The 20,591-nt window shown below is 48.6% G+C and carries 24 protein-coding genes, 2 tRNA genes and 1 pseudogene; 6 read left to right on the top strand and 21 right to left on the bottom strand.

The features are described from left to right. Positions 1-97 precede the first annotated feature (97 nt). On the top strand, positions 98-1,012 hold the full coding sequence (locus tag AC0YNX_RS02070; RefSeq protein ID WP_475813995.1) for a hypothetical protein: 915 nt from the start codon (positions 98-100) through the stop codon (positions 1,010-1,012). Here the strand turns inward: AC0YNX_RS02070 and AC0YNX_RS02065 are convergent. Beyond that, positions 992-1,231 carry a YqzE family protein gene (locus AC0YNX_RS02065; RefSeq protein ID WP_475813994.1) on the bottom strand — a complete coding sequence of 80 codons (240 nt, stop codon included), beginning with the start codon at positions 1,229-1,231 and terminating at the stop codon, positions 992-994. The two genes, AC0YNX_RS02070 and AC0YNX_RS02065, sit on opposite strands and share 21 nt — an antisense overlap. 132 nt (positions 1,232-1,363) lie before the next feature. Here AC0YNX_RS02065 and AC0YNX_RS02060 point away from each other — a divergent pair, with 132 nt between their 5' ends. After that, on the top strand, positions 1,364-2,131 hold the full coding sequence (locus tag AC0YNX_RS02060) for an N-acetylmuramoyl-L-alanine amidase family protein (RefSeq protein WP_475813993.1): 768 nt from the start codon (positions 1,364-1,366) through the stop codon (positions 2,129-2,131). On the opposite strand, the gene AC0YNX_RS02055 is transcribed toward AC0YNX_RS02060, so the two are convergent. The 6 genes from AC0YNX_RS02055 to AC0YNX_RS02030 form a co-directional block, all read right to left on the bottom strand. Continuing rightward, on the bottom strand, positions 2,099-2,917 hold the full coding sequence (locus AC0YNX_RS02055) for a divergent polysaccharide deacetylase family protein (protein ID WP_475813992.1): 819 nt from the start codon (positions 2,915-2,917) through the stop codon (positions 2,099-2,101). The genes AC0YNX_RS02060 and AC0YNX_RS02055 overlap by 33 nt on opposite strands. Before the next feature lie 150 nt (positions 2,918-3,067). Further along, the gene (locus AC0YNX_RS02050) at positions 3,068-3,481 is read right to left on the bottom strand and encodes an exosporium protein C (protein ID WP_475813991.1); all 414 of its coding nucleotides are present in this window, start codon (positions 3,479-3,481) and stop codon (positions 3,068-3,070) included. Between the two features lie 87 nt (positions 3,482-3,568). After that, the gene (locus AC0YNX_RS02045; protein WP_475815150.1) at positions 3,569-4,489 is read right to left on the bottom strand and encodes a glycoside hydrolase family 43 protein; all 921 of its coding nucleotides are present in this window, start codon (positions 4,487-4,489) and stop codon (positions 3,569-3,571) included. Between the two features lie 142 nt (positions 4,490-4,631). Continuing rightward, a tRNA-Leu gene (locus tag AC0YNX_RS02040) sits at positions 4,632-4,715 on the bottom strand. Between the two features lie 107 nt (positions 4,716-4,822). After that, positions 4,823-5,590, bottom strand: coding sequence for a DODA-type extradiol aromatic ring-opening family dioxygenase (locus AC0YNX_RS02035; RefSeq protein WP_475813990.1), 768 nt, complete (start codon positions 5,588-5,590; stop codon positions 4,823-4,825). A 23-nt stretch (positions 5,591-5,613) separates the two neighbouring features. Then, positions 5,614-5,967 carry a DoxX family protein gene (locus tag AC0YNX_RS02030; protein ID WP_475813989.1) on the bottom strand — a complete coding sequence of 118 codons (354 nt, stop codon included), beginning with the start codon at positions 5,965-5,967 and terminating at the stop codon, positions 5,614-5,616. A 153-nt stretch (positions 5,968-6,120) separates the two neighbouring features. On the opposite strand from AC0YNX_RS02030, the gene AC0YNX_RS02025 reads away from it, so the two are divergent. Beyond that, a complete protein-coding gene (locus tag AC0YNX_RS02025) occupies positions 6,121-6,516 on the top strand; it encodes a winged helix-turn-helix transcriptional regulator (protein ID WP_475813988.1) in 396 nt (131 codons plus the stop codon). A 56-nt stretch (positions 6,517-6,572) separates the two neighbouring features. Here AC0YNX_RS02025 and AC0YNX_RS02020 read toward each other — a convergent pair whose 3' ends face one another. The 3 genes and pseudogenes from AC0YNX_RS02020 to AC0YNX_RS02010 form a co-directional block, all read right to left on the bottom strand. After that, complete coding sequence (locus tag AC0YNX_RS02020; protein WP_475813987.1) at positions 6,573-7,505, bottom strand: phosphotransferase enzyme family protein; 933 nt, start codon at positions 7,503-7,505, stop codon at positions 6,573-6,575. 134 nt (positions 7,506-7,639) lie between these two features. Next, complete coding sequence (locus AC0YNX_RS02015) at positions 7,640-7,747, bottom strand: hypothetical protein (RefSeq protein ID WP_475813986.1); 108 nt, start codon at positions 7,745-7,747, stop codon at positions 7,640-7,642. A 140-nt stretch (positions 7,748-7,887) separates the two neighbouring features. Next, positions 7,888-8,901 (bottom strand): annotated as a pseudogene (locus AC0YNX_RS02010) (RCC1 domain-containing protein); the annotation flags it as partial. A 138-nt stretch (positions 8,902-9,039) separates the two neighbouring features. Here AC0YNX_RS02010 and AC0YNX_RS02005 point away from each other — a divergent pair. After that, positions 9,040-9,336 carry a hypothetical protein gene (locus tag AC0YNX_RS02005; RefSeq protein WP_475813985.1) on the top strand — a complete coding sequence of 99 codons (297 nt, stop codon included), beginning with the start codon at positions 9,040-9,042 and terminating at the stop codon, positions 9,334-9,336. 36 nt (positions 9,337-9,372) lie between these two features. Here AC0YNX_RS02005 and AC0YNX_RS02000 read toward each other — a convergent pair whose 3' ends face one another. After that, entirely contained in the window at positions 9,373-9,750 is a 378-nt protein-coding gene (locus AC0YNX_RS02000; protein WP_475813984.1) for a MerR family transcriptional regulator, read from the bottom strand. 103 nt (positions 9,751-9,853) lie between these two features. On the opposite strand from AC0YNX_RS02000, the gene AC0YNX_RS01995 reads away from it, so the two are divergent. Further along, positions 9,854-10,738, top strand: a complete 885-nt coding sequence (locus tag AC0YNX_RS01995) for an SDR family oxidoreductase (protein WP_475813983.1) — start codon at positions 9,854-9,856, stop codon at positions 10,736-10,738. Between the two features lie 169 nt (positions 10,739-10,907). Here the strand turns inward: AC0YNX_RS01995 and AC0YNX_RS01990 are convergent, their stop codons facing one another. The 9 genes from AC0YNX_RS01990 to AC0YNX_RS01950 form a co-directional block, all read right to left on the bottom strand. Further along, the gene (locus tag AC0YNX_RS01990) at positions 10,908-12,164 is read right to left on the bottom strand and encodes a DegT/DnrJ/EryC1/StrS family aminotransferase (RefSeq protein ID WP_475813982.1); all 1,257 of its coding nucleotides are present in this window, start codon (positions 12,162-12,164) and stop codon (positions 10,908-10,910) included. A gap of 84 nt (positions 12,165-12,248) precedes the next feature. Continuing rightward, positions 12,249-13,133: an AraC family transcriptional regulator gene (locus tag AC0YNX_RS01985; protein ID WP_475813981.1), complete on the bottom strand. Its 885-nt coding sequence runs from the start codon at positions 13,131-13,133 to the stop codon at positions 12,249-12,251. An 84-nt stretch (positions 13,134-13,217) separates the two neighbouring features. After that, positions 13,218-13,304: transfer RNA gene (locus AC0YNX_RS01980), tRNA-Leu, on the bottom strand. An 88-nt stretch (positions 13,305-13,392) separates the two neighbouring features. Beyond that, positions 13,393-14,439, bottom strand: a complete 1,047-nt coding sequence (locus tag AC0YNX_RS01975) for a glycoside hydrolase family 18 protein (RefSeq protein WP_475813980.1) — start codon at positions 14,437-14,439, stop codon at positions 13,393-13,395. A gap of 37 nt (positions 14,440-14,476) precedes the next feature. Further along, on the bottom strand, positions 14,477-15,502 hold the full coding sequence (locus AC0YNX_RS01970) for a carbohydrate-binding family 9-like protein (RefSeq protein ID WP_475813979.1): 1,026 nt from the start codon (positions 15,500-15,502) through the stop codon (positions 14,477-14,479). Between the two features lie 195 nt (positions 15,503-15,697). Further along, positions 15,698-16,846, bottom strand: a complete 1,149-nt coding sequence (locus tag AC0YNX_RS01965; RefSeq protein ID WP_475813978.1) for a LacI family DNA-binding transcriptional regulator — start codon at positions 16,844-16,846, stop codon at positions 15,698-15,700. Positions 16,847-17,087: 241 nt separating this feature from the next. Next, a complete protein-coding gene (locus AC0YNX_RS01960) occupies positions 17,088-17,297 on the bottom strand; it encodes a hypothetical protein (protein WP_475813977.1) in 210 nt (69 codons plus the stop codon). A gap of 91 nt (positions 17,298-17,388) precedes the next feature. Next, positions 17,389-17,709 carry a hypothetical protein gene (locus tag AC0YNX_RS01955; protein ID WP_475813976.1) on the bottom strand — a complete coding sequence of 107 codons (321 nt, stop codon included), beginning with the start codon at positions 17,707-17,709 and terminating at the stop codon, positions 17,389-17,391. A gap of 77 nt (positions 17,710-17,786) precedes the next feature. Then, on the bottom strand, positions 17,787-18,356 hold the full coding sequence (locus AC0YNX_RS01950; RefSeq protein WP_475813975.1) for a xanthine phosphoribosyltransferase: 570 nt from the start codon (positions 18,354-18,356) through the stop codon (positions 17,787-17,789). A 257-nt stretch (positions 18,357-18,613) separates the two neighbouring features. Here AC0YNX_RS01950 and AC0YNX_RS01945 point away from each other — a divergent pair, with 257 nt between their 5' ends. Further along, positions 18,614-19,279, top strand: coding sequence for a hypothetical protein (locus AC0YNX_RS01945; protein ID WP_475813974.1), 666 nt, complete (start codon positions 18,614-18,616; stop codon positions 19,277-19,279). Here the strand turns inward: AC0YNX_RS01945 and AC0YNX_RS01940 are convergent. Beyond that, a complete protein-coding gene (locus AC0YNX_RS01940; protein ID WP_475813973.1) occupies positions 19,265-20,551 on the bottom strand; it encodes an ArsB/NhaD family transporter in 1,287 nt (428 codons plus the stop codon). The two genes, AC0YNX_RS01945 and AC0YNX_RS01940, sit on opposite strands and share 15 nt — an antisense overlap. Positions 20,552-20,591: the final 40 nt, after the last annotated feature.

Genomic DNA, 20,591 nt, shown 5'->3' with positions numbered 1-20,591 from the left:
TCCTACACCCTTTTTCGCGCCATTTCGTTACAATGACGGTGTCAGGATCGAATGCACGATGGCAAGTCAAATCTAAGGAAGCAGCAGGTGATGCATCATGCAAAGCTTTCGTCGCCGTATCCTCATTTTGGCCATACTTGTGTCCGCTTTCTTCTTGATGTCTACAGAGGTTGTTTCTGGTGCCGCGATCATCGCTCGCTCCACTGGGGCACCTGCCCCGGTGAAGTCGAAGCTGGAGCAGCAAGTACACGCATGGTCAGATACGATATCCAAGCAACCAGGGTTCGAAGCCTGGAAGAGCGCGACACCTGTCATTGTCCCGATTGGCCCTGGCACGCATGGATGGCTGGTCACCTTTCAAGTGAATCATCAACCGGTTGGCTATATGATTGTTAATGCTACAGCAAACGGCGGATTTGAGCTTGGTGAATACGGAGCCGGCAATCATCCTGCCTTCGATCCGAATACCCTTTATCGCTCTATGATCCGTCAAGGTCTGATTACATCCTTCGCTGAAGCCGCAAAAAAGCCGCTCCATCTGGAACGGCTTTACCTATCTCCGGTTCTCGCTGTTTGGAAATGGACAACAGCAAACGGAGGAACGTATTATTTGGACGCATGGACAGCAGAAGCCTTGCCGATTAACAACCAAATGTGGGACGAGCAGTCATCGGCTGTCTCCGCTAAACTGAAGCAGCAAGCTGCTCAGACGCTTAACACCATATCGAAGGCGCAAGCAAATGACTGCTTCGATGCGTATGAACGGATGCCATGGTTGACCAAATCTCCGTTATCGTATGATCAAGTTCGGCTGCATCTCCCGGAATATCTGGATCAGATGAGCCAAATCCGCTATACCGCGGAGCTGTATCGCCAGACCGTGCTCTTCGTATTCCCTGCCATCGGTTATCACAGATGGGACGACTCGTCCATCTTCGTAGAAGTGGATTATGAAGGTTCGCGATACATCCCGATGGCGACTATGAACACATTAGGTCATTTTTACCGGTAAATCAGGTTGTTCTTCGCTAATGCTATTCTCACGAGATGACGACTTGAACATCTGCACGAGACCGAATCCGCCAATACCGAACCAGCGCGTCAGCCAAGGCTCTCTTGTCGCTTTGGCTTTTTGGCGATTCTCTCTGCGCGTGTCCATCGGCATATCAATGAAATGGATCGCTTTGCCCGTAATGAATTTAATGTATTCTTCCGGTTTTTCAACAGCCATGATATCCCCGCTCCTTTTTCCTTATGAATTGCTTATCTACAGTGTTTCCGCTAATCATTTCTTTCAAACATGAATGAGTTTCCTTGGACTGTGCCACGCTAACCTCAAGTATTATGGAGCTGGAGGTTAGGCATGTCCATGTCATTAAATCTCATTCACCGAACATTGACGCGACTCATTCTACCGCTTTGCGCAGTCATCGCCATAAGCTCCGTTCAGCCGGCACATTGCGCCGCGACTGCCGAATATCCACTGGATGCGCCTGCGAAGCATACCGTTAGTTCTCGTGTGCTGCCGCCGGATTACAGACGTGCACTGCCAAGCGCAGAAGTACTGATCGACGTCGGACATGGCGGCATTGACGGCGGCGCTCATCACGAAGATCTGCTCGAGAAAGACATCAACCTTGCGATCGCCAAGAAGCTCTATCTGCTACTAAGCGCTAGCGGCATTAAAGCTGTACTTAATCGCGATGCCGACTACGCGCTAAGCGACGATAATCGGTGGAACCCCGCCGGCTCAAGGCATAGACGGGACTTGTCTCAGCGAAGCCAATTGACCAAAGAAATTCAGACGCGCATCCTCGTCAGCATTCACGTCAATTGGGCGCCTGACAAGACCGAGCATGGTCCGCTCGTGCTTCATCAGAATGAGGGCGAGAGTGCCCTGCTTGCTTTTTGCATCCAGGATGCGCTGAACCGCAAACAGAATACGCAGGCACTTCCGCGCGTCGGCAGGCCTTTCTATCTGCTCAATGTCGTCAAACAGCCCGCCGTCATCGTAGAACTGGGATTTCTCAGTCACGAAGGCGACCGTGCGATGCTGACCGATCCGCATAGGCAGGTGCAGCTTGCAGAAGCCATTAACTCAGGGGTGCGGAATTATATCCTTCTCCGCTGATGGAACGATCATTTGGGATAACGTGACGAACGTTGTGTTCGACTGCATGCTTGGAATGCTCGCTTTCAGCACCGACGCTGTAAGTTTGCCGGGAGGACCGACATGGCCGATCGTGATACAGCTATCATGGTCCTCCAGATATCTCCGCAGAATGCCGATTTGCTTCGAGATGTGACTGGTCGAATACACGTCATCAAGAAACACTTGATTCGACAATAAAGGCACGCCAAGCTCTGCTGTTACCTTAGGCAGCACCGTCTTAAAGGTTGTACGGCTATCGAGGAAGAACATGCCGTGTGCCTTCACGACAGATAGCACGACTCGCATGACGCGTTCATCTGCCGTCACCTTGGAGCCCATATGGTTATTCATCCCAACGGCATATGGAACGGCGCTAATCGCCTCTTCGACGCGTTTGCGGATCTCTTCGTCGCTCATCGAAGTCATTATCGCGCCAGGACCGAGCCACTCCGGCTTGCCCCGCACCGGCTCCATCGGCATATGAACGATTACATCGTGACCGAGCTTATGCGCAAGCTCCGCATCCTGCTTCGTCGTCGGCATGAACGGCATGACTGCAACCGTAAAATGAACCGGGAGCTCCATCATCTCAGGCGTTCCCGTCATGTTGTTGCCGAAATCATCAATAACAATGGCGACCTGACGGTTGCCCTTTACTTCGCTTTGTTTGTTTGCTTCGGCCGTGCCGGTAGTCGGCAGGAGCAGCAATATCGCAGCGATCAAGGCGCATAAACCCGCCCCAACAAACCGCTTCAACTGGCTCATATGTATACATTCCTCTCTATTCATGAATACTCAGACGTCTTCATTGTTTGTGGGAATAGGAAAGTTTATGTATTCGCCCCAATTAATGCTGCAGACAAAAAAAAGATGAGGATCATCGCTGATCCCCATCTTCTTCATTCGTGCTCCTAGCTAGACTGCATATACAGTTGCGCTCAGGTTGATTGGTCCGATAACGGAAGCACCTGAGTTATACAATTTCTCTACATATAAGGAGTAACCATGTGCTCCCTCAGATACATTAATGTCAATCACTTGGAAAGTGACAATCATGTTTCTCTCATAGCCCGGTTCTACTCCTTGCAGGGCATAGAAGATCTCTTGCGTTCCCCGGAACACGCGGAATAACAATTGCGATACGCTAGCTTCCTCGCCTGCAACACCAACAGTAGCATTCAGCTCAACGCGGTTGTTCGGGAAATGCGGAGCAACAAAGATGCCTAGCTCAGCCAAAATCACTTTCTCAGGCGTAATCGGAATTTCGATATGAACCTGATCGGTGACGACGGCTGGTACGCTGACATTATAAAAGATTACGTGTGTCATTCTTTCATCAACTCCTTCCATCACCAGATAATGCTACTCTATGAAAATCGCATTCATTTGGTGTGGACGAGTTGTTCCTGCTGCCTGCTACTCTCCGATTGGTCGTGCGCTAACCCCTTCGAACGTCAGTTGTACGGGGCGGATGCTGCCATCCTCCTCAAACTCCATACGGTCCAGGCAGACGACGCGGTGATTGCGGTCTGTCTCGCTAAGCGGACGGCGATGGTACACGATAATCCATTCGTCCGTGCCAGGCACTTGAATCATGCCATGATGCCCCGCGCTTGTCGCCACGTCCGGATTCTGCTGCAGAATCTTCCCGACACGCTCGAACGGACCGAGCGGCGACGTCGCTTTCGCATAGGCGACCGAATAATCCGGCACGCCCCAGCCGCCTTCCGCCCACATGAAGTAATAGAAACCATCGCGCTTAATCATACATGGACCCTCAACAAAATGATCCGGAGTGACGGACTTGAACGTCTCGCCATCATCGAATTGTCCGACGCTGATCATATCCTCATTCAGCTTCACGACATTGCAATGTCCCCAGCCGCCGTAGTACAAGTATGCGCTTCCATCATCGTCGATAAATACATGCGGGTCGATGGGTTGTGCGCCGTGATGGAACTTATCAATAAGCGGTTTGCCAATCGCATCGCGATAAGGACCCTCTGGCCTGTCCGCTACCGCTACACCGATGCCGCCAAGCTCATCGTCACTCTGAATATCGTTCGCTGCAAAATAGTAATAGTACTTGCCGCCGCGCTCAATCGGCGATGGCGCCCACATCGCTCTCCACGCCCACGAGATACTGCTCATCTCGAGAATACGGTCTACCTTCGTCCACTCGATCAGATCCGTGGAATAGAACGCGTCGAAATGTCTTTGCTCCTCATACGGAGCAGAATAAGTCGGATAAATCCAATACTTGTTCTCGAAAATTCGAGCTTCAGGGTCTGCATACCAGCCTTCAAAAATCGGATTGCCTGATGTTCGCTTTATCATATTCTCAGTCACTGAATCTTCTCCCTTTGGTTCAATCAGATTATGGAGGCAATTATATCAAAAAAACGCAAGAAACATCTACCTTTCTTGCAAACAAAAAAGCCCTTCAGAATCATCTGAAGGGCATCATCATTAAGGGTAATGCGGTCGAGAGGACTCGAACCTCCACGTCATTGCTGACACTAGAACCTGAATCTAGCGCGTCTGCCAATTCCGCCACGACCGCAAATCTCGTAACCAACTTCGTCATTTCTTTCGAAGCGGCGAGAATTAATATACCATGGCTGTTAATGAGAAGTCAACACTACATCATAAAAAGTTTGTTATGCCTATCTAGAACTGCACGCTTAGCGTACTTAGTGAACCATGTTCAATCGTGTCATAGAGAACACGGATATCATTGCCCGGCGTATTCGCGCCAAGCGCAATGAGCAGCGGTACAAAATGCTCTGCTCGCGGAACACCGCGCCTCGCATGCGGGGCAAGTGTCTCATATCGGCTCAGCGACTCGATATCGCGCGCAAGTACCTTTTCACGAACCCAATCTCTAAATTCCACAGCCCACTGCCGCGGTAACGCATCATTGTCCCGGTCAATTTCATTGAAATTATGTGTCAGAAATCCGCTGCCGATGACAAGAATTCCTTCCTTCTCGAGCCCCTGCAACGCTTCGCCGATTGCGATATGCTTCTCAGCAGGCAAATACGGATTAACCGATACAGGAACGATTGGAATATCCGCTTCCGGATAGGCATGCATCATAATTGGGAAGACACCGTGATCGAGTCCGCGGTACTTCTGCTGTACGGGGATATTATGACGACGAAGCCGTTCCTCCACCATATTCGCGACAATCGACGAGCCTCGTGCCGGGTATTGCACCTGATAGTATGACGGCGGAAAACCGTAATAGTCATATACCATCTCATGGACGTCATCCGTTGCAGCAATGGTCGTCATCTCGCTCTCGAAATGCGCAGAGAAGATAACGATGGCCTTCGGCCGATTCTCTTTGCCATATCGGTTAAGAAAAGCCGTAAACTCGGATTGCTCGAATATCGTCATCGGCGAACCATGCGCCAGAAATACAGGTGAAATCATCGCGTCCCCTCCTTCTTGTGCAATTACCAACGACCGATTGCAACAATGACAAGCAGCACGACGCAGATCACATTCATTACGATGGCCTTATTCTCTTTACGCTTCGCATGAACGCCGATTGCGAGTACCATTACGAAAGCGAGAGCAATCGCAGCAATTGTAGTTAGAATGGGCGCTACCCCTGTCGCGAATGGCACGATCAGACCAATTCCTCCGAGCAGCTCCGACCATCCGATGAAATTCACCGTTCCTTTGGAATAGTCTTTTGCCCACGGCATACTCGCTTTTACTTTCTCGTACTGGAATGCTTTCATCATACCAGCCATTACAAACATAAGTGCCAATATTCCTTGAATGACCCACAGCGCAATATTCATCTCTCATTTTCCCCTTACCGGTTATTTTTAACAACTGTGCCTGCAATTGAATGCTCGCATGTTATGGCTGTATAATAGCCTCTAGGGACACTATTGAGAAGTAGGCACATTAATGTGACATAGTATACAAAAAGATACCTAAGGAGAATGCTCATGTCTGAGAACTGTGAGTTTACAAAGGTACTGGAAATTCTAGGCGGCAAATGGAAGCCTTCGATTATGTATCAACTCTTCTCGAACGGAACGATGCGTTTCAGCGAGCTGCAACGCGCTTTGCCTGAAATTACGAAGAAGATGCTGACGACGCAGCTGCGGGAACTCGAGTACCACGATATCGTACACCGGAAAATCTATATGCAAATACCGCCGAAGGTCGAATATTCCATGACCGACCACAGCAAAGGCTTAGCGCCGGTTCTAATGGCGATGGGTGAATGGGGTAAGGAGCATATCCAGCATATGCAAGAATTGCATCGAGAAGCACAGCCGGAGCTGGATCAAGCAGCAGAAGATGAGACCAATGACGATATCCAGGCGGAAGCCAAGTAACGGAAACATTAAAGACGACCTCATACGCTGATGTGTATGGGGTCGTCTTCTTGTAGTTAAATAATTGCATCCCGGACGCCCTGAATAACTGGCTCACCGGACAGAAGGTGAACTAAATCCTTCTCGGTTAATCTTTTCACCGTATCGTATACGTACGGATTGTCTTTTTGTAAGATGAACTCTGCAATTACGCTTAATATGAATAACATTTTGAATGCTTCAATAGTAACGATATCATACGGAGTTAGCTTGCGAATGGAATGATAGCCCTTAATAAGCTGCACGAGGATATCGCTATCGTCTCCTCCCATATGCGCGCACATTTCTCCCATGTCATACAAATGGTAGCCGTAGATGCATCTTCCAAAGTCGATTGGAATGACGCTCTCTCCATCCGTCAAAAAGTTCGCATCACGCAAATCGGTGTGAACGATGCCGAGATTTTCCGGGTTTTGCTCCATCTCGTCCATTCTTCGTATGATGAATGTGAGAGCATCTCTAACTACAGCGAATTGATCGGGAGTTATCGTAGCGACATCAATGCCCCGAAGAATGGTATTGATGATATTGTACACATATTGCTGCCTGTGAACAGGTCTGTTACTAAATTCGCTCTGCATATGGTCTATCGAACATTGATGCAGCTTGGCTGCTACGACGCCAGCATCGAATGCCTGGTTAACATACTCCGGGCTGCCCTTCACCAGTTCAACCCCGGTAATAAATTGTCTCACCGAGCATAGAAAGCTTGCGCCATCGACCATCATTGTTGAAAGCAATTGGCCGTCTGTGTTCTGGACAGGACATGGTGATTTAAGTTCCGGATACGTCTGGTGCAGAATCTGGAGTATGCGCGTTTCAGATGCGATGGCTTCGGGCGTATAATATTTCACGTTATCAACGTTTGATGTGCTGTCCTCTTGTTCCTTCTTAATGAATAGATCAAAGATATATGGAGCGTTGTCTGTACCCAGGACCTTATATACCATTTTGCCACTGTACGATATCATCTCCACTTGCTCAGTAACCAGGGAATACTTCTCTAACAGCAGATTTTTTATTAAGTTCTCGTACATGTTGTCTCCTCGTCAAATGGATAGATTATTGAGGACAATTTTCCGTTCTAGAAACTCTGAAAAGGTACATTGCGCGAGTTTTCGCCGATATCGCCAAGCTGTCCGTGCGCATTTCTGCCCCATAGCCACACGCTGCCGTCTTTCTTAAGGGCCATTGCGTGCTTGGTACCAGCGGCAATATGGATTACATCCGTAAGTCCTTGGATCGGTTTAGCCGAGCGATTCTTATCATAAGTGCCATCTCCAAGCTCGCCGTTGACGTTGCGTCATCTCTTAATGCTGTGCCGTGACAACCCCCGGCAGAGATTTGAATGATTCGATCAAGCAGGGCAATTTGCGTTGGCTCCCAAACTTCATCCTTAATTGGGTAAGGGTCTGTGCAATCCCCATAACCTCCCCATCGCCATACCGTTCCATCGTTTTTTAGAGCCATGGAATGGAAACATCCGGCTGACACTTCTTTCACGTCGGATAAACCCTCGATCTTCACTGGAGCTATTCTTGCATCTACGGTTCCATCACCTAGCTGACCGTACCAGTTCGGTCCCCATGCCCAGACCGTGCCATCCTTTCTCATGGATAGAGCATGAAATACGCCTCCTGAAACAGAAGCAACATCATCGATACCTTCCACTTGAATTGGCGTATCGACAAAGTTGTCAATCGTACCATTGCCAAGCTGGCCGTGGGTATTGCTCCCCCATCCCCATACAGTCCCGTCTGCCCTAATCGCAAAAGAATGATAATTGCCCATACCGGCAGCGATTCCTTCGACATTGGATAGTATTTTTGTTGGAGTAGGCATACTTCCTTCAGCACGGTTCTTCAAACCAACATTGCCCCATCCCCATACCGTTCCATCAGCTTTGACCGCTAACGTGTGCTCCTTACCTAGTGCAGTGTACTTGCTCTTGTCAGCTTCAATTGCTTTGAAGTCGAACCCGCCAAACATTTCTGCTGCAGACATCGTATACCCACCCTCCATAGATTGAATTGTTTTGATAACGGTTCCAATAATGTCTTCAAGACGCTGCTTCTTCTGGAACAATAGCTCCTTATGCTTCTCCAGCGTTCGTTTGCGATCATAATCGGGACTGTCCATAACGCTCTTAATCTCATGCAATGGAAATCCAAGCTCGCGAAAGAACAAGATTTGCTGAAGCCGTTCCAATTCTCGGTCCGTGTACAGACGATGACCAAATGCGTTCACCGCTTGAGGCGTCAGCAAATCGATCTCATCGTAATGATGCAGTGTTCGGATGCTAACGCCTACCAAATCGGCAACTTCCTTTACTTTGTAAAGCACCATCATCACCTCGCATATTTAATCTAATGCATCACGTTACGTGAGGCGCAACTGTTTTTTAGAAAAGATGATCTTACTTACACGCATTGCATGAGGTCGTCCTTTGGTGAATAGACTCCTTAATAGAAAAGGAGGCCGATTATGAAACGAAGAATGATATGCATTCTGCTGCTCATCGTTGTCATTGTACTATCATTAACGGGTTGTGTTCCCGGTGACGGCGTCAACAACGCGGCTCGTCCCGCAGGGTTCTTCTGGGGTATCTGGCATGGCTGGATTGCTCCTATCTCTCTTATTATCGGTCTGTTTAAACCTGCCATTAGGCTATATGAAGCGAACAACACGGGCTGGTGGTACGATGTCGGATTTTACATTGCGATCATCAGTGGTTTCGGCGGAATCTCACTCAGAAGGCATAAAAAAACCTCTTCGAAATAATTCGAAGAGGTTTTTTATATGAGACTTGGTTTCTGATTACGTTCCATCTGAATTCTCCAGATTTTTGAAAAAAGTGATTTTGTCATCGATTCGCTTCAACGACTCTTCTAGCTCCGTTATTTGATCAACGACTTTCATGCGATAGCTTTCCATGAACTCTCTTCGAGCTGTTAACGTAGGGACTTCACTCTTATTGAAGGCAGAATACTCCTGCATCTCTCGGATAGGCATCCCTATCATTCGAAAATAATTCAATACTTGGAACCAAACGATATCGGCCTCTGAATACCGGCGATACCCATTATCGTCCCGTGCAATTCCTGCAATTAAACCCATTTGCTCATAATACCGCATCGTGTGAATGCTTAATCCGGTTTTTTCAGAAACTTGTTTGCTCGAATAATAGTTGTCCATTTTTTTATTATAAATGGGTTCGAAATGTATTGCTATCGAGTGCGCTCTATACTTTATTCTTTCACTTGTAAGCAATGAGATTTCATAATTGGAGGAGTTATTCATGCATGTTTTCGTCACCGGCGCTACTGGATTCATTGGATCCGCTGTTGTTCACGAGCTACTCTCCGCAGGGCACCATGTCGTAGGGCTTGCCCGTTCAGACAAGGCAGCCGAAGCATTAAAGGCTGCTGGAGCAGAAGTACATCGAGGTGACCTGGATGACCTCGACAGCCTGCGCGAAGGCGCTTCCGCAGCGGACGGCGTCATTCACCTCGCCTTCAATCACGACTTCTTGAACTTTGCGGCCGCCGCCGATACCGACAGGCTGGCAATCGAGGCAATAGGCTCCGTACTCGAGGGTACAGGCAAACGTTTTGTCGGCGCTTCGGGTACGCTTCTGCTCTCAAGAGGACGACTGGCTACGGAAGAGGACGCTCAGAACTCAGCTTCGCCTCGGCGCTCCGAGGAAGCTACGATGAAGCTTGTGGAGCAAGGCGTATATTCATCGATTGTACGACTCGCACCGTCTGTACACGGCACAGGCGATCATGGTTTTGTCAAAGCACTGATCGACATCGCTCGCGCCAAAGGCGTGTCTGCTTACATCAGCGACGGGGCTAACCGCTGGCCTGCCGTTCATCGCCTTGATGCGGCACGTCTGTTCCGCTTGGCGTTGGAATCCGCACCGGCAGGCTCGCGTTTGCACGGTGTCGGTGAAGAAGGGATTCCTTTCCGTGATATTGCCAGCGTCATCGGTCGTCACCTGAACCTGCCAGTTGTCAGCATATCCAGCGAAGAGGCTGTCAACCACTTCGGCTGGCTCTTCTTCGCCGCATCTGCCGACAATCCCACGTCGAGTACACTAACTCAGGAAACCATGGGATGGCGGCCTGTGCACGCAGCACTGATTCCGGATCTGGAAGAGGGGCACTATTTTAACAGTTAACTGGAACTGACCTTTTCGGAGTTATCGATCCTCAAGGAAACATGAACGGACTTCTCGTTAAAGAAATTAGCCATACCTTTAGAAAAACAAAAAATAAACCCTTCGATTTTACTCGAAGGGTTTCGTTTTCGTTAGTACCTGCATGGTTCAGAAAATGCGCTCGACTAACTTATTCGGCTATTATGGCTGCACTAGCGTACATGTCTTGAAAATGCTCCACTGCTTCGCGGACGCTGTCTACCACGTAATTAACGTCTTCAAGCGGCATTCTCGGATTGATCGGGAAATTGATATGCTGCTCAAACCAGACTTTCTCGCACACGGGACATTCGCCATACTCATGTCCGTAATATTGCATATAATCGGACAAATGCACCGGGAAATAGCGCAAATTAATATGAATGCCTTTCACGTCCTGCAAATATCGAATAAATGCTTCTCTGGTCGTACCGACAACTTCCGGTTCTATAAACAACGGGTAGAGATGCCAAACATTATGCGAATGAGACGGGGTATAAGGAGTACGTATACCCGGAATCTCCGATAAGCCCTCGTTGTAACGATCTGCTCTTTCTCTGCGCAAATCGTTCATCTCGTCCAGCTTTCGAAGCTGTACGATTCCTCCGGCAGCTTGGGCATCGCTCATCCGATAGTGAGTCCCCCAATCGTCGATCCGATTCCATTTGCGCGTGAAAGCCCCCTCCGAATGATCATGAATAGACGGATCCATCATGCCGTAAGGACCGAATGTACGCTGCCTTGTTTCACACTCACCGATTAATCCCATAGAGCGTAAATATAAGGCAGACTCCAAATACTTGGAGTCATGGAACGTAAGCATGCCGCCTTCTCCCAGAGTGGTCATGTTTTTTAAGGAGTTGAAGGAAAAACAAGTAAAATCTCCGATTGAACCGATTTTACGTCCTTTGTAGCTAGCGCCAAGCGCATGCGCCGCATCTTCGACAACGATCAAATTATGCTTGCGGGCAATCGCCAGAATCTCATCCATCTCCGCCGGGTTGCCGCCATAATGAACAACGAATATTGCTTTCGTCTTCGGCGTAATTTTATCTTCTATTGTTTTAGGGTCCATATTTAGCGTGTTGGGGTCGATATCCGCAAACCGCACGTGAACCTCTCTAGCAGCCAGACCGAGGAAGGTTGCCCGGAAGGTTTGCGGGCTGCCGATGACCTCATCCCCTTGTTTCAACCCGATGAGCTGCGCGGCTAGGTTCAAGGCAGCCGTCGCCGAAGTGACAGCTACAGCATGTTCAACACCTACATAGGCTGAAAAATCCTGTTCGAACTTATTTCTAAGCGGGCCAAAAGCAAGTGTATCCGCCGTTTGCAGTAAATGTGACATAATCTCGATATCGCTAGAATCGAACTTTGTCCCGATTCCGTATTCCTTGATTTTGAAATCCATATGGATATGCCTCCTTCAGATGTCGCTTGCATTACTTATGGTAATCCAAGTGAAGGAGTAGAATCTTTCAACAATCTTCTTCATTTATTGTTCTTTTTTCATCTGCTGTGCCATCGTATCTTTTATAAATTGAATGGGGGTCATACCGGTATATTGCTTAAATACTTTGTAAAAGTAGTGGATATTGCTGTATCCAACCTTCGTCCACACCTCGCTGACCTCCATACCTGAGATGAGCAACGATTTGGACTTGTTAATTTTGATCTTGTTTATATACTCCACCACTGAATTCCCGGTATGCCTTTTAAACAATGTCGATAGATAAGGAATACTGAGGAAGAAAGTAAGGGAAAGCTGGCGCATGGATATTTTCTGATCCCAGTTCTGTTCCAGAAAATTAGTAATATCGTGGATGATCTTTTCCTTACGTAGATGAATCGATGGATTGGGAGGTTCCACTTTACTTCGGCCGCGTCCCATGCCTCTGCGAATTGCCACCAACAGATTGTAGATTTGAGCGTTAAGCTTAAGCAAGTAACCGTCTTCGCGATAAGCGATCTCGTGGAGGATCGTCTCAAATGTGTCTCGAAGCGCCTCATTCCTGGAAACGCACTCCAGCTCTTCAATACCGAGATATTCTGCCAGATTAAACGGCAGCCCGTCTCTGGAAAATTTCAAACAAAGAAACATGACTTCGAACGGTGTTCCGGGCATCCCGATTTCTCTATGGATTTTATCAGGGGCAACCAAGACCAATTGGCCTTTCGAGACATCGTACGACTTGCCCTCGATTTCATATTGAATGGTTCCATTCATGACATAGCTGATATCAAACCAATTGTGGGCATGTGGCGTCGAGTGAAAAGTAGCCCCGCTGTCATAGAAGGCGACCTCTATAAAATCGATGGTAAGCGATTGGATCAATTCAAAGAAAGGATCTTTGGTTACTTCGGCTGTTACATTCAGCATGCTTACTCCTCCGAATTTACTTCTATCTAGCCGTAACGCATAAAAAAACTCTTCGAATGACTTCGAAGAGTTGTGTTTGTAAGATGGTGCGGTCGAGAGGACTCGAACCTCCACGTCATTGCTGACACTAGAACCTGAATCTAGCGCGTCTGCCAATTCCGCCACGACCGCATCTGGCAGTTATCGCTTCCAAGTGAAGCAACGAAAATTAATATACCATAATCTTTCTGGACAAGTCAATCTATAACTTCATTTTTATTTATTTTTTGTTAACGGATTCGAATCCGTGATGAATGGCATCAAGAAGCTGGTAGGTTGTATCACAGCAATACTCCCAGAACATGATGCCTGCGAGCTCCTCACGGATGACAAAATCAGCTTTATGCTTCATCGACTCCTCATCATCATAAGTAACGAAGCTCTGTCCATTGAACAAATATGGCGCTTTCGCTTCGTCATCCCAATACCGGACATATCCGTTTTTGCCGATGTACTCGTTCACAAGCTTCGTGTAATCCGGACCGTAACCGCCAGCTGTTCCAGCCATCTGATGCAAGCCGTTATTCACATTAGGCACATGCATCCATAAGCGCGAGTAGAACGCTGCACCGATGACGATCTTCTCCTTCGGTACTCCCGCATTTCTGAACAAGCGAACGGATGCTTCCACGCTGATGCGGAACAGATCGCCTGTCGAAGCATGCAGATTCGTATGATGTCCGGTCAACGTTTGGAATCCGCCGCGCATGTCGTACGTCATCAGTTGGATGAAGTCCAGATACTGCTGCACCTGATCCATTTGAGTCCCGTCGATATAGTATTGATCTGCGCCAGCCGCAATGGTCAACAAGTAGTGACGGCCTCTCTCAGCTCCGAGAAGATCAATCGCCTCCCGGATTTCTTTGAGCAGCAGCGTGAAATTGACACGGTCATCCGGGCTTGCTCCAATGCCCGCAACGCCATAGCAAGGGTACTCCCAATCCAGATCGATTCCATCAATCGGATATTCGCGCAGTATCTCTACAGCTGTATCCGCCATCCGCTTGCGGCCATTCGCAGTTGATGCAGCTTCAGAGAAGCCGCCTGCACTCCAGCCGCCTACGGAGAGAAGAATGACGAGATCTGGATTATATTGTTTCAACGTATCCAGACTGTCCAAATGCTTCAGATGACTGATACTGATTCCGTCGTCCACGACATGTCCAAAAGCGATGTTCATATGCGTAAGCTTGCGTGCATCTTCTTCTCTTACTTTAGGCAGCCATGAATCCCCGACATACCCTGCTTTAATATAATTCGAATTCAACTTGTTCTCCTCCACCATCTCTATTTAATGAGCGCTGTTACTCGCTCCACAACTTGCCGTCTTGCCCGATGTAATAAGTCCCTTGTCCATCTGCCGATGAAGCGGAAATTTGGAATAGTCGGCTCGTAAGCTCGATCTGCGGCTGAATGGTCCATCCCTCACCAGTCATCAGTACAGCCGGATCTGCTGCGTATTGTCCGTGCTCAGCGTAATAATTGCGCTGACGGTAGTACAGGCGGCGTAATTCCCATTTCACAAGCTCATCTTGCGGAAGTGCAAACTCAGAAGATGTTGCGTCATCGCCAAAAACAACATAGCCCCATAGCTCCGGATAATGCATATTAATAAGGCCCATTGGCGACCATACCCAGTTATCTTCCGGGTATGCCTTGCCTGTTGCGGGATTAATGACCTTCTCATAACGGCCATCCTTCACTTGTACCTGCCATTCGACCCGCGAGAAATTGACGCGCCAGAATTGTCCGACCGATGGACGCTTCCGGTCGTTCGCGCATTCGAGCAAGCTCTTCCATGGCATCGCCACTTCAACACTCCAGCTGCGGTTAGCCGCACTCGGATTATTCAGCTCTCCGTCTATGTGCACTGCTGTCTTCAATCCGGCAATATCCCAAGCATCGACCGGCGGGCCTCCGTCACGGTACGGCTTGATAAGCAGCAGATCCCACACCGTATTCAGGGCATTAATCTCAAACTCATAATATTGATGCGAATCGCCGTCAGGATCAATGAAGATTTCGAAGTCATTATCATAGAAAATAACGGAGTCACGCTCAGTAAGCGTCGCCCATATCTCGTCTTCCACCAGCTCAGCTCCGAAATAGAAATACTCATCGTCCCACAGCATCTTCACGCGTGTGCGCTTGGCTGGCAGCGGCTTCGCATCGCCTTCAATGTCTACGAAGTCCTCCGTCCATTGCGCCTGCTCCCAGAATGGCTTGTCCAGTCTGCCATCCAGCTCGAGCGGCCCTACGGCACGACGGCAAACATAATGCTTTGGTGCGTAATCCAGAATAGCGGGCTCTTCAAGTCTGTTTAAATTCATGTTTGTCCCTCTCCCATTAGATATACCTTATATTCGTAATACCGTCTTACACCGCCTTTATTATACCGTTTTTCATGAAAAAAGTAAGTAAAAGATATACCATAACCACTTCCAACATTATACTTCTATAACAAAAAACCTCCCAGCGAGTCTCATAGAGAGTACCTCGCAAGAAGGTTTACTTAAACAGCTGATCTATTCGCTCAAATCTTGCAGCTCAGGCCCCGGACCGACTGACTGTCTAGAAACCCATTCCACCGGGATGACCGCTCGCTCCTGCTGGACCGCGCCGTTCTCCAATTGATCCACGATCATCATGGCTGTGCGCCTGCCAATCTCATCATAATTCTGCTCCAGCGTCGAGATAGGAACCTCCGCCTGTGCGCTGAGCTCGCTATTATCGAAGCCGATAATCGACAGCTCCTCAGGTACTTTAATGCCAAGCTCGAGCGCCGCCTTTAAACAATCGAGCGCTACCAGATCATGCTCAGCTTGAATGGCGGTCACGTTCAGCTCCTGCAGCTTGCCGACGAGCTTCTTATAGAACTCCCGGCGTACTGTCGGCGTACCTTCGGCATCGCCCGGCAAATTGCTGAAGCACAGCTCGATATCGATCGGAAGCCCGTTATCATTCAATGCTCGCGTATATCCGAAGAAGCGGTCTCGAACAGTGCTTCGGTATTGAATGCCCACCGTCGATATGAACGCGATTCGTGTGTGTCCAAGCTCAATCAGCTTCGACGCAGCGATATAGCCGCCATCCGCATTATCAGAGACGACGCTGCCCATCTTTAACAAATTATAGTACTGATCTAGCGTCACGATCGGATAATCATTCCTATGAAGCGCATGGACAACATCGAGGTTATGCTGCGAGCTCACCGGATAGAGAATAATGCCCGCTGTCCCCCGCTTGGGCAATGAGATAAGCAGCTCCCGCTCCCGTTCAATGCTCCAATTGCTGTTATGAATGCTCAAGTAATAACCTTTGGTCTCCAAATATTGGGCAACAGATTGCATATGCTCCAATGAATTGTTCGGCGATGCGAAAGGCAGCACCATCGAGATAATCATGCTGGATGCTTGCATTACGGGCACTTCTGCCAGCTTCTTCGCCTCATCAAGCTGCTTTACGAAGCTGCCGCTCCCTCGTCTGCGGTAGATCAATCCTTCTCTTTCCAGCTCGATTAATGCACGCTTGGACGTGATGCGGCTGACGCCGAACTGTTCGGCTAGCTCAAGCTCCGTCGGAAGCTGCTGGCCGGTAACATATTCTCCTTGGGAAATTCGCTCGCGCAATATCCCGAGTATTTGACTATATAACGGCTTATTATCGCTCAGCACTAATCGTTACACCTCAGCCTATCGGTTCAAATGTTAGTTTAATTGGCAAAACTTATACTTAATAGTCAGTATATCGGGATTCGGGCCGCGAATCCAATACAATTTACTAAATTCTTGATCTAAAGAATATATCTTTTATATGTAGTGGTATGTAAAAGGTATAAAGAAGCTCCTTGATTATTATCAAGGAGCTTCTTCTGCAAGGATTACCGCCTATGTACTGTTCGCGCTATAACGGCAGCTACAGCTGTGTTCTTGGCGCTATTACCGGCTCATAAGTATAGCCTCGGCTAAGCTTCACCACTTTGCGATTACGCTTGCGTATGACGACGCTATCGGCGTCCCATGCAACAACGATGCCCATTACATCATTGGCCTCCATACCGTCGCGCACGACGCGCAGAGAGGTCCCTTCAACCCGGTATTGATCCAGCTGTTCTTCGGAAATCACGATTGCCTTTCACTCCTTTACGCTTCATCGTTATAAAAAAACCTCAGGGGGCGTAGGATTGCTCCTCTCCCTGAGGCTTTCGAGTTTCTACTTAACCGACATGCTCCTTAGAGTCATTCGTCTCATACCATTCATCCAAGACACGGGATGACATGACGCGGCTCGTAATATACTCCGACTGTTTCTCGGAAAACTGTTCTTTCCAGTCAATCTCAAGCTCATCGGCAAGCTTCACAATCGTGAGCAGCTCTGACCATGCGACATAACGTTTATACCAGAAGAACTGCGGGTGCTCAATCATATAAGGGTACAAGTCATCAAATTCAGTATGCTTGCAGTCGAGTGCACGTTCGAAATGATTTTTCGCGTCCGACAATTTACTAATCAAGTAATCTGCTGTAAGTTTACCCATATATTGACGCCTCCCTCCATTACTTATGAACATTATAAGTCAAATCAGAGCGTGTGGAAAGATACTGAATGTTGGCATTACTCGAAGCGGATATGACCGCCGTCCAAGGATGCAATCTTCACGAGCGATTCGACGCGAATTCCTTGTTCGCGGATCGTCCGACCTCCGGATTGGAACGACTTCTCTACCACGATGCCTAGACCAGCAAGCTTCGCACCGGAACGCTCAATAATCTTGATCAAGCCGCGCGCTGCATCGCCGTTCGCAATAATATCATCTATGAAGAGAACCGTGTCCTCCTCAGTCAAGAATTGACGGGAAACCATAATATCCGTTACAATTCCTTTCGTGAAAGAAGGCACTCGTTCGCAGTAAGCATCCGGGTCAGCGATTAGCGTCTTCTTCCTTCTTGCGAATACAAGCGGTACACCTAGAGCAAGCGCAGTCGAGTACGCAATAGGAATGCCGGAGGATTCTACCGTAATTACCTTTGTAATCGGAGTCTCGGCATACAGGCGCGCGAACTCCTTGCCCATCTCTTGCGTTAACAGCGGATCGACCTGATGATTAAGCAATGCATCCAGCTTCAGGACGTCCTGATTCAGAATAGAAGCTTCGCGCAGTATGCGTTCTTTTAACAGTTCCATTCGCTAAACCTCCACCGTAAAAATCTTTTCCAATAAAGTTACCATATGTACCCTGAGGTGCGCAACTTACCGGTTCAAAAATAGCAAGACCATTCTATTCTACTGCAACTTTTTTCCAAAACGAGCGTCTAATTGGTTACCAGAAGCCTGGCTGTCCTAGGCGCATTCTGCAGAACATACTGGTGGTGCAAATATACATGGATATATTTTCGAGATCTCGATTCAATAAACCTGCTTTAACCGGGGCTGTATGCCTAATGTTTCTTCTCATCGGAGGTTGTCAGCTCAGCAGCGGGAACTTCACGCTTACGAACGACGATCATTCCGCTATAAGTCAAACGAATACCATTTCAAATGAGCAATCGGACAGCCCGCAGAAGGCGCTGGATACGACTAAATCTGCAGCCGAAACTAATTCCAGTGAAACAGCTGTGAATAACGATGAGACAACGATTGCCGATGCAACCACTGAATCCACTTCTACCGGTACGAAGCCGTCGACCAAATCGCCAGCAGCGAAGAACGACAAGAATTGGGACTCCAAAGCGCCCAAGCTCCTCGGCATTGCAATTGGCGACGCCAAAGAGACTTGGGATAGCAAACTCGGCAAGCCTGCTGACAGCTATAAGATGGATGATGATAAAGAGTCCGTCACCGTTTATGAATATACGGCTTTCTCTGTCGGCTATGGTGCCGATAAGAAGGTGAAGTTCGTTGACGTATTCGATAAGAACGCCAACACAGGACTCAATGGGCTTCATGTTGGCGACAGCCAGAATGCAGTCGTCAAGTCGCTCGGTAAACCCGATATTCAAACGGCAAGCGTGCTTGCGTACAAGGGAACCGGCGCTCTGCTGAAGCTCGATCTAGATCCTGCAAATAATAAAGTTCTCTCCATTAAGCTGTTCTCAAATCCAAACTAGCCAGAGCGTGACAAGCGAAACGAACAGAATCGGCATCGTCAGTAGCAAGCCTAGCTTGCCGTACTCCCGCCATGTAATCTCGATGCCGCCTCTGCGAAGCAGCTGCATCCACAGCAGTGTAGCGAGCGACCCGATTGGGGTAAGCTTCGCTCCAACCGATGTTCCGAGAAGGCTGGCAAACGGCAAGTAATGCGGCCCTGCTATATGTTCGATTGAGAGCGAGGAAACGAGAACGGCCGGCAGATTATTCACCGCCGCGCTCAGCAATGAGAAGACAAGCCCCGAACTGACAATTCCTACAAACTCGCCATGCTCCACCAATGGCTTCAGAAGCTCTGGAAACCACGCGATTGCTCCATGTAAATATAAGCTGTACACGATCAGGTTCATCGACAGTGCGAAGATGATGATGAGCCACGGAGTCTGTCTAACCGTCCGCTGGAAATCCCCCTGACGTGCGAGCAAGCTCGCCGCCCATTGAAGCGCAGCTCCCCCAAGTGCAATCGCCGATACAGGCAAATGCAATCGCTCTGCAAGCAAGTAACCTGCCAGCATAGCCGCCATGATCACCCATGATAGGACGAACAAAGGCCTGCTTCCAATAACTGAAGCCGGCTCTGGAAACGATTGAGGCGCGCCTGTTCTATGCTCTTCTCTCCGAATGCTTCGGCCGAAAAAGGCTGCCGTTACAACAACCGTTGCGACAATGGAACTTAAGCCTGGAAGCAGCATCGTTCTCGCGTACTCGCCAAACGAAATATCGAAGAAATCCGCCGTTAAAATATTCGTCAGGTTGCTCATCATAAGCGGCGCACTAGCTGTATCCGCCATCAGTCCGACGCCCAGCAAGAAAGCGATCCTCGTCTTGCGCGATAAAGCGAGCAGCGATGTGACCTCCAGCACGATCGGGATCATGATAAGAATCGTACCGTCATTGTTAAAGAAGATCGTAATGCCGGCTGCAAGCAAGCAGAGCAGCACGAGCAGCGTTAACTGATGATGGTGGAACCGTCGAACGATATGAAGCGCCGCCCATCTAAAGAATCCGTTCGCATCCAGCAGCGAAGTAAATAGCATGATACCGATGAGAGAGAACGTAGCGTCCCAGACGAAGCCCCATATATACGCGGCGTCCGAAGGCGCAAGCAGCCTTGCTGCGAATAATAAGAGTGCGCCGATCAGCGCGATAATGGCTTCATGAATGCCTCGGGGACGCCAAACAATAAGCGCAAGAGAAGCAGAGAAGACGCTGACTGCAATTGCAATGTTCATAAAAGTAGGATCAACTCGCTAACCTGTCATAATAGTCATG

The sequence above is a fragment of the Paenibacillus sp. J31R98 genome, from assembly GCF_056269245.1.
The sequence above is the reverse complement of the archived record's forward strand: the minus strand, read 5'-3'. Positions and strand labels throughout refer to the sequence as shown.